The sequence below is a fragment of the Sulfitobacter faviae genome, from assembly GCF_029870955.1.
Lineage (GTDB): Bacteria > Pseudomonadota > Alphaproteobacteria > Rhodobacterales > Rhodobacteraceae > Sulfitobacter > Sulfitobacter faviae.
Genome location: NZ_PGFQ01000001.1, coordinates 3094614 through 3109713 on the forward strand (window position 1 = coordinate 3094614; position 15100 = coordinate 3109713).

10 protein-coding genes, 1 tRNA gene and 2 pseudogenes are annotated in these 15100 nt (G+C 63.8%); 6 read left to right on the top strand and 7 right to left on the bottom strand.

The features are described from left to right. Window positions 1-61: 61 nt before the first annotated feature. The 6 genes and pseudogenes from CUR85_RS16015 to pdxH form a co-directional block, all read right to left on the bottom strand. Window positions 62-3705: pseudogene (locus CUR85_RS16015) on the bottom strand (vitamin B12-dependent ribonucleotide reductase). A gap of 408 nt (window positions 3706-4113) precedes the next feature. Then, window positions 4114-4266 carry a hypothetical protein gene (locus CUR85_RS16020; protein WP_280322825.1) on the bottom strand — a complete coding sequence of 51 codons (153 nt, stop codon included), beginning with the start codon at window positions 4264-4266 and terminating at the stop codon, window positions 4114-4116. A 134-nt stretch (window positions 4267-4400) separates the two neighbouring features. Beyond that, a tRNA-Pro gene (locus CUR85_RS16025) sits at window positions 4401-4477 on the bottom strand. A gap of 77 nt (window positions 4478-4554) precedes the next feature. Then, complete coding sequence (locus CUR85_RS16030) at window positions 4555-5013, bottom strand: DUF192 domain-containing protein (protein ID WP_067261597.1); 459 nt, start codon at window positions 5011-5013, stop codon at window positions 4555-4557. A gap of 23 nt (window positions 5014-5036) precedes the next feature. Beyond that, window positions 5037-5582 carry a cold shock domain-containing protein gene (locus CUR85_RS16035; RefSeq protein ID WP_197470812.1) on the bottom strand — a complete coding sequence of 182 codons (546 nt, stop codon included), beginning with the start codon at window positions 5580-5582 and terminating at the stop codon, window positions 5037-5039. A gap of 19 nt (window positions 5583-5601) precedes the next feature. Next, entirely contained in the window at window positions 5602-6207 is a 606-nt protein-coding gene (pdxH, locus tag CUR85_RS16040) for a pyridoxamine 5'-phosphate oxidase (RefSeq protein WP_067261596.1), read from the bottom strand. A gap of 247 nt (window positions 6208-6454) precedes the next feature. Between pdxH and fabI the strand changes: the two genes are divergently transcribed. From fabI to CUR85_RS16070, 6 genes and pseudogenes are all read left to right on the top strand, one after another. Next, window positions 6455-7261: an enoyl-ACP reductase FabI gene (gene fabI, locus CUR85_RS16045; RefSeq protein ID WP_067261594.1), complete on the top strand. Its 807-nt coding sequence runs from the start codon at window positions 6455-6457 to the stop codon at window positions 7259-7261. Between the two features lie 54 nt (window positions 7262-7315). Beyond that, window positions 7316-7849: a xanthine phosphoribosyltransferase gene (gene gpt, locus CUR85_RS16050; RefSeq protein ID WP_067261592.1), complete on the top strand. Its 534-nt coding sequence runs from the start codon at window positions 7316-7318 to the stop codon at window positions 7847-7849. Window positions 7850-7936: 87 nt separating this feature from the next. Further along, window positions 7937-9076 (top strand): aminotransferase, encoded by a 1140-nt coding sequence (locus CUR85_RS16055; protein WP_067261610.1) that lies wholly within the window; start codon window positions 7937-7939, stop codon window positions 9074-9076. A 30-nt stretch (window positions 9077-9106) separates the two neighbouring features. Then, entirely contained in the window at window positions 9107-10951 is a 1845-nt protein-coding gene (locus CUR85_RS16060) for a peptidyl-prolyl cis-trans isomerase (RefSeq protein ID WP_136720130.1), read from the top strand. A 12-nt stretch (window positions 10952-10963) separates the two neighbouring features. Beyond that, window positions 10964-12475: an anthranilate synthase component I gene (gene trpE / locus CUR85_RS16065; RefSeq protein WP_067260659.1), complete on the top strand. Its 1512-nt coding sequence runs from the start codon at window positions 10964-10966 to the stop codon at window positions 12473-12475. Then, window positions 12441-13516 (top strand): annotated as a pseudogene (locus CUR85_RS16070) (succinylglutamate desuccinylase/aspartoacylase family protein). The gene trpE and the pseudogene CUR85_RS16070 overlap by 35 nt, the downstream one beginning before the upstream one ends. Window positions 13517-13540: 24 nt before the next feature. Here the strand turns inward: CUR85_RS16070 and CUR85_RS16075 are convergent. Beyond that, window positions 13541-15100, bottom strand: a complete 1560-nt coding sequence (locus CUR85_RS16075) for a divergent polysaccharide deacteylase family protein (RefSeq protein WP_067260663.1) — start codon at window positions 15098-15100, stop codon at window positions 13541-13543.

The window sequence follows — 15100 nt, forward strand, 5'->3', positions numbered from 1 at the left end:
CAGCCTCGTCGGGCGGGCCTTGCGGCCCTGCCCCTGCGCGCCCCTTCCGGGGCACATCTCATCAGCTACAGCCCGAGGTGCCGCCGCAGGTGTTGCACTTCATGCAGGTGCCGTTCCGAACCAATGTGTAGTTGCCGCATTCACCGCAGGCTTCACCCTCATAGCCCTGCATCTTGGCTTTGGCCCGCGCATCGAGGCTGACCGCGCCAGTGCTGACGGAGGTCGAGGGTTGCACCGCAACCGCCATGTCGCCGCCGCTCACTTGGGGCGCGTAAGCGGTGCTCGGCTCGACACCCTGCCCGCCCTGCAACACCACCAACTCTTGCGGCAGCCGGTTGCGCAGATAGCCGGTGGAGCTGATTTGCTTGAGCACTTCCAAGGACTTATTCGCGGCCCCCTCGCTCAACTCGCTGACGTTCGAAAGGTTCTCTTCCTCGCCCCGGCCCAGATCGTCAAAGGTCGCCCCCTCAGGCTTCACATGCGCCAGATCGGTACGGTCGAGGTAGCTCACCGCCAATTCACGGAACACATAGTCGAGGATCGAGGTCGCCTGTTTGATGCTGTCGTTGCCCTGCACCATGCCCGCCGGTTCGAACTTGGTGAAGGTGAAAGCGTCGACGAATTCCTCCAGCGGCACGCCGTATTGCAGACCGACCGAGACCGCGATGGCGAAGTTATTCATCATCGCCCGGAAGCCCGCGCCTTCCTTGTGCATGTCGATAAAGATCTCGCCCAGCTTGCCGTCCTCGTATTCGCCGGTGCGCAGATAAACCTTGTGACCGCCGACGTTGGCCTTCTGGGTATAGCCCTTGCGGCGCTGCGGCATCTTTTCGCGGTGTGATTTGATGATCTCTTTGACGATCACCTTCTCGACGATCTTCTCGGCCAGAACGGCGGCCTTCTCATGGGTGTTGCCGCTTTCCAGCGTCTCGGCGGCGTCTTCGTCGTCCTCCACGAGGGCCGCGGCCAGTGGTTGGCTCAGTTTCGAACCGTCGCGGTAGAGCGCGTTGGCCTTGATCCCGAGCGACCAACTGAGCTCGTAAGCCTTCTGGCAATCCTCGATCGTCGCGTCATTGGGCATGTTGATCGTCTTGGAGATCGCCCCCGAGATAAAGCTCTGCGCCGCCGCCATCATGTGGATGTGGCTGTTGACCGACAGGTAACGCTTGCCTTTCTTGCCGCAGGGGTTGGCGCAATCGAAGATGCCGTAATGCTCTTCGCGCAGATGCGGCGCGCCTTCCAGTGTCATGGTCCCGCAGACGTGGTCATTGGCCGCTTCGATATCGGCCTTGCTGAAGCCGAGGGAGCGGAGCAGATCAAAGGTCGGGTCGTTCAGCTTTTCGGTCGGGATGCCCAGCACCTGCGTGCAGAAGGCTTCGCCCAGCGTCCATTGGTTGAACACGAAACGAATGTCGAAGGCCTGTTTCAGCGCCGCGTCGATCTTGGCCAATTCATTGGCGCCAAAACCATGCCCTGCCAGCGTGGTGTGGTTGATCGCGGGCGCATTGCCGATGGTGCCGTGGCCGACGGCGTAGCTGACGATCTCTTCAATCTGGGCCGACCCGTAGCCGAGCTTTTCCAGCGCGGCAGGCACGGATTGGTTGATGATCTTGAAGTATCCACCCCGGCAAGCTTCTTGAACTTCACAAGCGCGAAGTCGGGCTCAATGCCGGTGGTATCGCAGTCCATGACCAGACCGATGGTGCCGGTGGGCGCGATGACCGAAGTTTGCGCGTTGCGGTAGCCATGGGTTTCGCCCAGTTTCAGCGCCTCGTCCCAGCAGGATTTGGCGATGTCGACCAGCCCTGCCTGCGGGCAATTGGCGTGATCCAGCGGCACCGGTTTGACCGAGAGTTGTTCATAGCCGTCGACCTTGCCATGGGCCGCGTTGCGGTGGTTGCGGATGACGCGCAGCATGTGCTCGGCGTTCTTGGCATAGCCCGGGAAGGCGCCCAATTCGCCCGCCATCTCGGCGGAGGTCGCATAGGCCACGCCGGTCATGATCGCGGTCAGGGCACCGCCCAAAGCACGGCCCTCGTCGCTATCATAGGAATAGCCCATGTTCATCAGCAAGCCGCCGATATTGGCATAGCCCAGACCCAGCGTGCGGAAGTCATAAGACCGCTGCGCGATTTCCTTGGAGGGGAACTGCGCCATCATCACGCTGATTTCCAGCGTCACGGTCCACAGGCGCGCGGCATGCATGTAGTTCTCGACCTGAAAGACACCGTCCTTGAGGAAGGTCAGCAGGTTCATCGAAGCCAGATTGCAGGCCGTGTCGTCGAGGAACATATACTCCGAACAGGGGTTCGAGCCGCGGATCGCACCGTCCTCGGGGCAGGTGTGCCAGTCGTTCACGGTGTCGTGGTACTGGATGCCCGGATCGGCGCAGGCCCATGCGGCATGGCCGACCTGGTCCCAGAGGTCACGGGCGCGGACGGTCTTGACCACCCGGTTCTCGGTGCGGCTGATGAGCTCCCAGTCGGCATCCTTCTCCACGGCCTTCAGAAAGGCATTGGTGACGCGGATCGAGTTGTTGGAGTTCTGGCCGGAGACAGAGTTGTAGGCCTCGCTATCCCAGTCGGTATCATAGGTCGGGAACTCGATGCCGGTGTGGCCCTGCTTGGCGTAGTCCAGCACGCGCTTGACGTATGTCTCGGGGATCGCGACCTTCTTGGCCTCGCGGATCGCCTGTTTCAGCGCGGCGTTCTTCGCAGGGTCATAGGCATCCGCCTCGGCCCCGTCCCATGCCTTGATCGCGTCGAACAGAAGGTTCAGCTTCTGCTCGTGCATCTTGGAGCCGGCGACGATCGAGGCCACCTTCTGCTCTTCGAGCACCTTCCAGTTGATGAAATCCTCAATATCGGGATGGTCGGCGTCGACGATCACCATCTTGGCCGCGCGGCGGGTGGTGCCGCCGGATTTGATGGCGCCGGCTGCACGATCGCCGATCTTGAGGAACCCCATCAAACCCGACGACTTGCCGCCGCCCGACAGCTTCTCGCCCTCTCCGCGGAGCGATGAAAAGTTGGTGCCCGTGCCCGAGCCGTATTTGAACAGACGTGCCTCGCGGACCCAGAGGTCCATGATGCCGCCATCGCCCACCAGATCGTCGCCGACGGACTGGATAAAGCAAGCATGCGGCTGCGGGTGCTCATAGGAGGATTTCGACCGGGTCAGCTTGCCGGTTTTGTAGTCGACGTAGTAATGCCCCTGCGCCGGGCCGTCGATGCCATAGGCCCAATGCAGGCCGGTGTTGAACCACTGCGGGCTGTTCGGGGCCGCGCGCTGGCTGGCCAGCATGTGGCGCATCTCGTCGTAATAGGCGCGGGCGTCTTCCTCGGTGGTGAAATAGCCGCCCTTCCAGCCCCAGTAAGCCCAAGCGCCCGCCAGACGGTCGAAGACCTGCTTGGAGGAGGTTTCACCGCCCATCTCGGCACCCTCGGCGGGCTCGGAGCGCCACAGGAACTCAGGCACGTCCTTTTCTTTGACCTTCCGGGTCTTGCTGGGGACGCCCGCCTTGCGGAAATACTTCTGAGCGATCACGTCGCTGGCGACCTGGCTCCAGGATTTGGGCACTTCGACGTTGTCGAGCTTGAACACCACCGAACCGTCAGGGTTGCGGATCTCTGACACCGTGGTGACAAAGTCCAAATCCGCATAGGCATCCTGCCCGGCCTTGGTGAAATTCCGTTCAATCTTCATCGTCGCTGCCCTTTTTCAAACTCTCAAAATCCTGAGCCGACATGCCCACGGCAGGCCGTCTCACCCCTATGTGCTGGCAGTTTGAACAAAGCTTCCCCGCGCCACCTGCTGACGCAAGCGCCCCGAAACCGATTAAAACACTGGCTCTATACTCTGTCCCCGCCGCCCAAGCGCCCTGTTGCGTTAACCACAACATATTGTGGCGCTTTACTTGACCCCCACAAACTGACGTAGATCGCACTATTTGGTCAACGGTTTTTTTCGGAATTATTTCGGGGCGGGCAGTTGACCGGAGCCCCCCAATTTGCCCCGCGCCCTACCCCAGTGATTCAGCCTCAGGATATCCCCAAAGATACCCGCAAGCCCGGCTGGCGGGCGGCTTTGAAATAATCCATTGCCGGGGCCGGGTTAGCGGAGGTGTTTGAGAGATTGGTTGAATTCATCCACAGCCCAAGACCGCCCGCCGGTCGACAGGCCGCCGAACGTGGGCGCTGTGCCACGATCACCCGGCCCAAGCCCCCTGCCCCATGTCCCCGCCAAGAACCGCGGCAGAATCATCACGATCTCGGCGTGCGCAGGCGCAAACCTGCCAATACGGCGGCGGTAGCTACTATATCTTGTGCAGAATGAGGATAAGACAACGGGCGCGCCTCAACCAAAGCGGGAAGCGCTACATCAGCGATGTAGGAAGAAAGTGGTCGGAGCGAGAGGATTCGAACCTCCGACCCCCTGTACCCAAAACAGGTGCGCTACCAGGCTGCGCCACGCTCCGACTGGGGCTTCTTTAGCCATAAGCCCGCCAATTGAAAAGCCCCGATTGACCTTAAAATCGGAAAATCCGCGAAGTCTTTAGCAGGGCCAAGCCGGAGCGTTCCCGGCAAAGGCCGGATGGCGGATTTCGCTGCCTTCGGTGATGCCAAGGCGTTTTGACAAGCCACCGTTAATCTCCAGCACCGCCAGCAAATCGTCGCCGCCCCGGATCGGTGTTTCGTCCAGCGGTTTGGCGGAGTGGTGGATCTTCTGCACCACGCCCCTTGCGTCGATGAACAGCAGGTCCAGTGGGATCAACGTGTTGCGCATCCAGAAATTCAGGGGCTGAGGTCTTTCGTAGATAAAGAGCATGCCCGCGCTCAGGGGCAGCGAACGCCGGTGCATCAGCCCCTTGGCGCGTTCCGCCGTGTCATCGGCCACTTCGACAGAGAAGCGGGCCTTCCCCCAATCGCCGCGGAGCGTCACGGAATCGACACGGCAAACCTCGGCCACCGCCGCGCCGGTCAGCAGCAGACCAGCCAGTGCCGCCCCTGCCATATGCCTTGCCAGTCGCCTGACCTTTAGCCGTCTATCACCGCGTCCCATGAGCTTACCTCCGCCGCCAGATGGCCCCGATCGCCAACAATCACACGCATGGCAAGTGCTTCGCCCGGTTGCAAATCACAAAGTCCGGATTGGCGCAGCACGTCGATATGCAGAAACACATCTTCCGCGCAGCCAAAGACATTTGCAAACCCGAATCCCTTGGCCTTGTCGAACCATTTGACACGGGCGGGCTCAAATTCGGCGGTGGCCAGCTGCTCGGGGTCGAAACCGGCGAATTCCACCACGGCGGCAGGCAATTCACTGGGCGCCTCGACAGAGAGCACTTCGACCGCCTGCGCCCCGCGCTCGGTCTGTTGGACGCGCACCGCCACCCGCGCCCCATCCGCGACAGAGCTTTGGCCGTAATTGCGCAGGACATTGACGTGCAGCAGGATGTCCGCCCCGCCTGCATCCGCGACGACAAAGCCGAAGCCCTTGACCGGGTCGAACCATTTGACCACGCCTTCGAGGGGGTCATCTATCGCCGCTGGTTCCGCTTGGGTTTCAGACACATCTTTCATGGGGTATCGCGCCGTCAGATCAGGGGTTGAGCCGGGTCACGGCCCAGGGTGCCGCGACATCTGCGCGCCGCCATTGGAAACGGTCATGCAGGCGAAACTCGCCATCGGCCCAGAATTCGATTTCCAGCGGGGTGATCCGGTAGCCGCCCCAGAACGGGGGACGCTCAGGGTTCACCCCCTTCTGCGCCGTCACCTTGGCCACCTCGGCCATCAGCGCACCGCGGCCTGAGAGCGGCTGAGATTGGCGCGAGGCCCAAGCCCCCAGACGGCTTTTGAGCGAGCGCGAGGCGTAATAGGCATCGGCCTGCGGCCCGTCCTCTCGGCTGATCAAGCCGCGCACCCGCACCTGACGGCGCAGGGATTTCCAATGCATGACAAAGGCCGCCTTGCCCGCGCCGTCCAGTTCCTGCGCCTTCTGGCTTTCGTAATTGGTGTAAAAGACAAAAGCCTCCGGCTCGATCTCTTTCAGCAGCACCATGCGGGCGTTGGGCAGCCCTTGCGAATCTACCGTGCTGAGCGCGATGGCATTGGGATCATTAGGCTCGGTCGCCTCTGCTTCGGAAAGCCAACGCTGCGCAATTGCAAAGGGATCATCCCCCGCAAAAATACCAGTCCGCGTCTCCATTCGGCATCTCCTTCAGAGTGCTTTGCCTGTCACCGGTTCTACGCCGGGGTCCGATCTCTTCGGTATGGCATTTGTTAACAATCGGCAACTCAAAGGACAACCTCACCCGATTTCCGACAGTTAGCCGCCGATCTTATGGCAAATCTCGGGGTGAAGGCGCCTGTGCAGTCTTGATGGTAGCGCTGCAATCGCCTAGACCAAGACAACCTCAACGGAACATAGACAAGAACATAGACAAGGCGGCGGAATGGGAAACGAACTGATGCAGGGCAAGCGCGGGCTCATCATGGGGCTGGCGAATGACAAATCCATCGCATGGGGCGTGGCCAAGGCGCTGGCCGATGCGGGGGCGGAGCTTGCTTTTTCCTACCAAGGCGAAGCGCTGAAGAAACGCGTCGGCCCGCTGGCCGAGCAGCTTGGCAGCGACATCGTTCTGCCCTGCGACGTGGGCGATGAAGCATCGATCGACGCGCTTTTCGAAAGCCTGAAAGAACGTTGGGGTGAGCTGGATTTCATCGTTCACGCCATCGGCTTTTCCGACAAGGGCGAGCTGCGTGGCCGCTACGTCGACACCAGCCGCGGCAATTTCGCCATGTCGATGGACATCTCCGTCTACTCCTTCACCGCTGTGATGCAGCGCGCCGAGAAGATGATGTCGCCCGGGGCCAGCGCGCTGACGCTGACCTATTACGGCGCCGAGAAGGTGATGCCGCATTACAATGTCATGGGTGTGGCCAAGGCGGCGCTGGAGGCGAGTGTTAAATACCTCGCCGAGGATCTGGGCAAGGACGGCATCCGCGTCAACGCGATCTCGGCGGGGCCGATCAAGACGCTGGCGGCTTCCGGCATCGGCGATTTCCGCTACATCATGAAATGGAACGAGTACAACTCGCCCCTGCGCCGCAACGTGACCACCGAGGACGTGGGCAAGGCCGCGCTGTTTTTGCTGTCGGATCTGGGCAGCGGCACCACGGGCGAGAACCTGCATGTCGACGCGGGCTATCACGTCGTCGGCATGAAGGCGGTTGACGCGCCCGACATGTCCAAGGAATAAGCCGCCCAAATTAATTCGCGCGGGTGCCCGCGCCAGCTGCTGCAAAGGACCACCATGACCAAATCCAAGGACGCCTCGCGCCTGCCCCATGAAAAGGGCTTTCACATCTCCTGGGATCAGATCCACCGCGACAGCCGCGCGCTGGCGTGGCGGCTCGACGGTCTGGGCCCCGACGATGGCGCTTGGCGTGCCGTGGTGGCGATCACCCGCGGCGGCATGGCGCCCGCGATGATCGTCGCGCGCGAACTCGACATCCGCACCGTCGATACGATCTCGGTCATGTCCTACCACTCGGGCGGCGGGGCCGCCGACCAGCGCCGCGAGGCGAAGGTGCTGAAATCCCCCGACGCCGAGATGATGGGCGACGGCACCGGCATCCTGATCGTCGATGATCTGGTCGACAGCGGCAAGACCATCGAACTGGTACGCGAACTCTACCCGCAGGCGCATTTCGCCACCGTCTATGCCAAGCCCGAGGGCGAGCCGCAGGTCGATACCTTCATCACCGGCGTGAGCCAGGACACATGGATCTTCTTCCCATGGGACATGGCCCTGCAATATGTCGAACCCTACCGCGGCAAGGACTGACCGGCCCCGCGCCACCTGCCCTGCCCCTATCTGACCGGATACCCCCATGACGCTTCCGCGCACCGCCACCACGTTCTTCCCCCGGTGATGGAGGCGCGGCGCTGGCTCGACGGGGTCGACTTCCCGCCCGACCGACCGCTGATCAATGTCAGCCAAGCCGCGCCCGTCGATCCGCCCCCCGAAGGGCTACGCCGGGCGATGGCCGAGGTCACGCTGAACAACGATGAGGCGCATCTCTACGGGCCGGTACTTGGCCTGCCCGAATTGCGCGCCGAACTGGCGCGGCAGACGGCCGAGAAATACGCGGGCGTGGTGACCGACGAACAGGTCTGCATCACCTCCGGCTGCAACCAAGCCTTTGCCGCCGCCATCGCCACGCTCTGCGGCGAGGGCGACGAGGTCATCATCCCGACGCCGTGGTACTTCAATCACAAGATGTGGCTCGACATGAGCGGCGTCACCGCGGTGCCGCTGCCCGTCGAGGCCGACATGCTGCCCGACCCCGAGAAGGCCGCGGCATCCATCACCCCGCGCACCCGGGCCATCGCGCTGGTCACGCCCAACAACCCCGGCGGCGTGGAATATCCCGCGGCGCTGGTGCAGGAGTTCTTCGAACTGGCCCGTCGCCACGGCATTGCGCTGATCCTTGATGAGACCTACCGCGACTTCCACAGCCGCCCCGGCGCGCCACACGCGCTGTTCCGCGACCCCGATTGGCATGACACGCTCATCCACCTCTATTCCTTCTCCAAGGCCTACCGTCTGACCGGCCACCGCGTCGGCGCGCTGATCGCCAGCCGCAAGCGTCTGGCCGAGGTCGAGAAATTCCTCGACACCGTCGCCATCTGCCCCGCGCAGATCGGCCAACACGGCGCGCTTTGGGGGATGCAGAACCTCAGCGCATGGCTTGCCGAAGAACGCGAGGAAATCCTGTCGCGCCGCGCGGCCATTGCCGACCTGATGCCCAAGCTCGAACCGCTGGGCTGGGAGCTTCTGGGTCTGGGCGGCTACTTCGCCTATATGCGCCACCCTTTCAGCGTTTCCTCGGCTGATCTGGCGCGCGATCTGGTGCGTGACGCAGGCGTACTCTGCCTGCCCGGCACGATGTTCCAGCCCGAGGGTGACGCCCGCGGTGAAAGCCAGTTGCGCATCGCCTTTGCCAACCTCGACGCCGCCGGTCTAAAGGTGCTTTTCGACAGGCTTGCAGCCCTGCCACGCAACGCATAGACAGGTCCGAAATCAACGAGGGACCGTGTCATGGCCAAAAAGGGCTTCAGCTTTTCGAAAACCGCCGTCTGGGCCTTGATGGCCCTTTTGATCTTGGGTCTGGGCGGCTTTGGCGCGATCAACCTCAGCGGCAATCTGCGCAGCATCGGCACCGTGGGCGACAAGTCGATCTCGGTCGATCAATATGCCCGCCAGTTGCAGCAGGAAATCCGCGCAATCGAAGCGCAGACAGGGGAGAGCCTGCCCTTTGCCCGCGCCCAAGAGATGGGGCTGGACCGGGCCGTGCTGCAACGGATCGTGCGCAACCGCGCGCTGGACCATGAGGCCGACGAAATGGGCATCTCCATCGGTGACGCCACCCTGCGCGATGAGATCGTGGCAATCTCGGCCTTCCAAGGGATCGACGGCAACTTTGACCGCGAAGGCTATCGCTTTGCCCTTCAGCAAAGCGGGATGAGCGAAGCCGAGTTCGAACGCTCGATCCGCGAAGAAGCCGCGCGTGGCCTGCTGCAACGCGCCATTCTGGGCGGCGTCTCCATGCCCGACACCTATGCCCGCACGCTGGTCGATTACGTCGCCGAAGAGCGCAGCTTCACTTGGGCACGGCTGAGCGAGGATGACCTCGACGCGCCCTTGCCCGCCGCCACCGAAGACGAATTGCGCGCCTATTACGACGCCAACACCGATGACTTCATGCTGCCCGCCAGCAAAAGCATCACCTTCGCTTGGCTCGCGCCCGAAGACCTGCTGGACGAAGTCGAAGTGCCCGAAGAAGAACTGCGCGCCGAATATGACGCCCGCCGCAACGAATACGACCAGCCCGAGCGGCGTTTGGTCGAACGTCTGGTCTTTGCCGATCAGGAGGCCGCAGATCGCGCCGCCGCAGCGCTTGAGGTCGACGGCACCACTTTCGAGGCGCTGGTCGAAGAGCGCGGCTTGGCCTTGGCGGATGTCGATCTGGGCGATGTCGCGAAATCCGATCTTGATGACGCAGGCGATGCGGTCTTTGCCGCCGAAAGCGGTGACATCGTAGGCCCGCTGCCCAGCTCGCTCGGGCCGGCCCTGTTCCGTGTGAACGCCATCCTCCCCGCGCAGCATGTGCCTTTCGAAGAGGCCCGTGACGAGCTGGAAGAGACCCTCGCCATCTCCCGCGCCACCCGCGCCGTCGAAGCCCGCGCGCAAGAGATTGACGACCAGCTTGCCGGGGGTGCCACGCTCGAAGACTTGGCCCAAGAGACCAAGATGCGCCTCGGCACCATCGACTGGACCCAAGACAGCAGCGAGGGCATCGCCGCCTATGGCGCCTTCCGCGAGGCCGCCGCGGGGCTGAGCGCCAATGACTTCCCGCAGATCGATCAACTCGAAGACGGTGGCATCTTTGCCATGCGTCTGGATGAAACCAAGGACGCGCGCCCTGAACCTTTCGAAGCGGCCCGCGACGCGGTCGAGGCCGCATGGCGCGACGCCCAGATCGTCGAGGCGCTGACGGAAAAGGCTGAGAGCCTGACCGAGACGCTGGCCGAAGAAGAGGGATTCGAGGCCGCCGGTCTCACGCCGCAGCTTGGCGAAGGGCTGACCCGCAGCTCCTATGTCGACGGCACGCCGGACGATTTCATGGATCAGGTCTTTGACCTCGACGAAGGCGGCGTGGCCGTCCTGCCCGCAGGCGATAGCGTCGTGGTTCTGCGCCTTGATGCCGTGACACCGGCAGGCGAAGACGACCAGACCCAAGCGCTGATGGACCGCCTCTCGCAGCAGTTGGATCAGGCGCTGGCTCAAAATCTTTTCGATATCTACAGCAATGCCGTCATGCGCGACGCCGATCCCCAGATCGACCAGCGCGCGATCAATGCCGTGCATGTGAACTTTCCCTGATAGGCAATTTTGATGGCCCTGACCCCTGATTTCGATAGTTTCGCCCGCGCCTATGAGGCGGGCGAGAATCAGATCGTCTACACCCGCCTTGCCGCCGATCTCGACACGCCTGTGTCCTTGATGCTGAAACTCACCGGCGCGGCGGAGAATGCCTTTGTGCTAGAATCCGTCACCGGCGGCGATGTGCGCGGGCGGTATTCGATCATCGGCATGAAACCCGACCTGATCTGGCGCTGCCGGGGCGAGACCTCCGCGCTCAACCGTGCGGCGCGCTATGATGCCGATGCCTTTGAGGATATGCCCGGTGACCCGCTGGACCGTCTGCGCGACGTGATCGCGGAATCGCGGATCACCCTGCCCGACGATCTGCCGCAAGCCGCCGCCGGGCTATTCGGCTACCTCGGCTATGACATGATCCGGCTGGTGGAACATCTGCCCAATGTGAACCCCGACCCTCTGTGCCTGCCCGACGCGGTGATGGTGCGCCCTTCGGTGGTCGCAGTCCTCGACGGGGTGAAAGGCGAGGTCACCATCGTCTCCCCCGCTTGGGTGTCCGAGGGCCAAACCGCCCGCGCGGCCTATGCCCAAGCCGCCGAGCGGGTGATGGACGCCGTGCGCGATCTGGAACGCGCCATGCCACAAACCTCCCGCGATTTGGGAGAGGCCGAAGACGCGCCGGAGCCGGTCAGCAATTTCACCCGCGATGCCTATAAATCCGCCGTGGAGAAGGCGCGCGACTATATCAAGGCGGGCGATATCTTTCAGGTGGTGCCAAGCCAGCGGTGGGCCCAAGGTTTCACCCAACCGCCCTTCGCGCTCTACCGCAGCCTGCGGCGCACCAACCCCTCGCCCTTCATGTTCTATTTCAACTTCGGCGGCTTCCATGTGGTCGGCGCCAGCCCCGAGATCCTCGTCCGGGTCTTCGGCAACGAAGTGACCATCCGACCCATCGCAGGCACCCGAAAACGCGGCGCCACCCCGGAGGAGGATCGCGCGCTAGAAGCCGATTTGCTTAGCGACCCCAAGGAGTTGGCAGAACACCTGATGCTGCTGGATCTGGGCCGCAACGACGTGGGCCGGGTCGCCAAGATCGGCAGCGTGCGCCCGACGGAAGAGTTCATCGTCGAGCGCTACAGCCACGTCATGCACATCGTCTCCAACGTGGTGGGCGAGTTGAAAGAGGGCAAGGACGCACTCGACGCCTTCTTTGCGGGCATGCCTGCGGGCACCGTTTCCGGCGCGCCAAAGGTCCGCGCGATGGAGATCATCGACGAGTTGGAACCCGAGAAGCGCGGCGTCTATGGCGGCGGCGTGGGCTATTTCAGCGCGGGCGGCGACATGGACATGTGCATCGCCCTGCGCACCGCTGTGGTGAAGGACGAGACCCTCTATATCCAAGCAGGCGGCGGCGTGGTCTATGACAGCGACCCCGAGGCCGAGTTCATGGAAACCGTGCATAAATCCGGCGCGATCCGCCGCGCGGCTGCGGATGCATCGCGTTTCGGTGGCAAGGGCAACGGCTGACCATGGCCCCCGCGCGCCTTTCCAGATCGCGGGGCATTCCGTCGCCCCCGGCAGCAGCCTTGCCGTTGATCTGCCCGTTTCGATCCTGCCCGATCACACGCCGGTGCATCTGTCGCTGGAAATCTTCCACGGCAAACGGCCCGGGCCGACGATGTTCGTCTCAGCAGCAGTGCATGGGGATGAGGTGATCGGCGTGGAGATCCTGCGCCGCCTGTTGCGCGCGCCGCAACTCTCGGCGCTGCGCGGCACGCTCATTGTCGTGCCTGTCGTGAACTCCTTCGGCTTCCTGAACCGCTCGCGCTACCTGCCCGACCGACGCGATCTGAATCGCTGCTTCCCCGGTTCGCCCACCGGCAGCCTCGGCGCGCGACTGGCGCATATCTTTTTGCAAGAGGTGGTGCTGCGCTGCGACTTCGGCATCGACCTGCATTCGGCGGCGATTCACCGCACCAACCTGCCGCAGGTGCGCGTCTCTCCGGCGGATAAGGTGACCCAGAAAATGGCGCTGGATTTCGGCGCGCCGGTGGTGCTGACCTCCCCCTGCGCGACGGATCGCTGCGCGCGGTCGCCGCGAAACAAGGCACGCCGATCCTGCTTTACGAGGCGGGCGAAGGGCTGCGCTTTGACGAGATGGCCGTACGTGCGGGTCTTGCGGGCATCCTGCGCGTCATGCGCGGCCAAGACATGCTGCCCGCCAAGGGCATCGCCCGCGCCCGCAGTGCACCCTATATCTGCACCGCTTCCCATTGGCTGCGCGCCCCCGCAGGTGGCCTGCTGCGCACCTTCCGGGCCGAGGGGGAAACCGTCGCCGGAGGCGATCTTCTGGCCATCGTCTCAGACCCTTTCGGCAAGGAGGAGGCCGAGCTTCTGGCCGATGCGCCCGGCATCCTCATCGGGCGGGCGATGCTGCCCATCGTTAACGAAGGCGATGCTGTCTTTCACCTTGCCAAACTTAGCCCCCGCGCGGCGGAGGCGACGGTGGACGAACTCGCCAGCCAGTTGGAGGAAGACCCGCTCTTCGACGAGGACGAGATTATCTAACGTCAACCCCCGCCCCGCGCGGAGTCACTCCTCGCGCAGCAGCACCGCCGAGATCGGGACCAAGGCCACATCGCTCGCCCGGTCTTGCAGCCCCCAGAGCAGCAGGGCGGAGACGGTATCGGGCCGCAGGCGGCCCAGCATGATCACCGCGCCCTCCTGCCCCGCTTTGAAAGCCGCTTGATCCAGAAAACGCCGGATCACCCGCGCGGATTGCTCCTTGCTGTCAAAATCGCGAAACACCGGATCGGCAGGCACACCCGCCTTGCGGGCCAGCTTGGGCATGGTGTTAAGCCCCTTGTCCTGCGTCACCAGCCCGTGGCCGGATTGCGCGAGGATATCGGTCACCTGATCGGCCAGCGCGCGGCTGCCTTGGAAGCCGCTTTCGGTGCCTTCCAACACCCCCACCACCGGGCCGATCTGGTCGAGCGTTGCGCCAAATGTGGTCTCGGCATCGCTGGGCTGCGCGCCCTGCGGCAGGTCGACCATGGCCAAAACCTCGAACCCTGCCTCGCGGTAGGTTTCCACCCGCTCGGCGGCGTCCGGCAGGGTGCTATCGACGGCGAAACTCAGCGGATAGGGAAAGCTGCGCAATGCGGCCAACCCGGCGCTGCCTGCGGTGACCGAGGTGCCATCATCGATCAGCACCACGCTCATCAGCGGCTTGCCCTCCTGCAGGTCGCTCGCGAGGCTGTTGACCACCACGGGGCGCGGGTCTTCATTCACGATTTCGTCAGCTTCAGCGGGCTCTGCCACCACCTCTGCGCCGGGGCGGTTGATCACGACGCCTGTATCTCGCTCGGTCAGGCTGGTCGCTGGTGTGCCGATGGCCGGGCGATTGTCGGCTTCAGTTTCAGCAGGCTCTGGGGTGGCTTCGGCAACCTCCGTCTCTTCCAGCGGCGCGGGGCTTGCCCCCTCGATGCTCTCCGGCTCAGGCACCGGGGAAGACAGGTCAGCCTCAGCGGCCTCCGCCTCACCGCGGGGCGCGTCTTCAAGCGCATCGGCTTCAACCTCCGGCTCTTCGATCACGACCTCCTCCGCAGGCAGGGTGATCGCCTCCTCCTCTTCGACCTCCGGCGCGGCCATGCCCTGCGGCGCGTCAAAGGCCCCTTCGATATCCGCCACATCCGGCGCGGGCGGCTGCGCGGGTTCGGTGCTGATCGAAAGCTCATCCGCCGCGGGCGGCGCATCCGGCGCCGTGGCCTGCGGATTGGGCATGACAGGCTCTTCCGCGCCGGGCGACATCGGCGTCTGCCCCTCGGGGGCCGCGGGGGTGCTGAGCCCCTCGGCACCGCCGGTCTCTGGCAGGCTGGCCGAGGTCTGTGTGTCGGGGTCGAGCGCGGCGAGGCTGTCTTGCTGCGGCACATCCGCGCGCGGCGCGGGGGCGTTCAACACCGGCGCGGTATCGCGGCTGCGCCCCTGCTCGCCTGCATCCGTCACGTTGATCCGCGCCGGGGCGGGGCCGGATCCGGGCGCATCGCCCACCTGCGGCGGCAGCGGCAAAGGCATCATCAGCGACACCGCACCGGCCACACCGATGCTTGCCACACCGCCCCAAATCAGCCCGCTCAGAACTCCGCGTGCCAT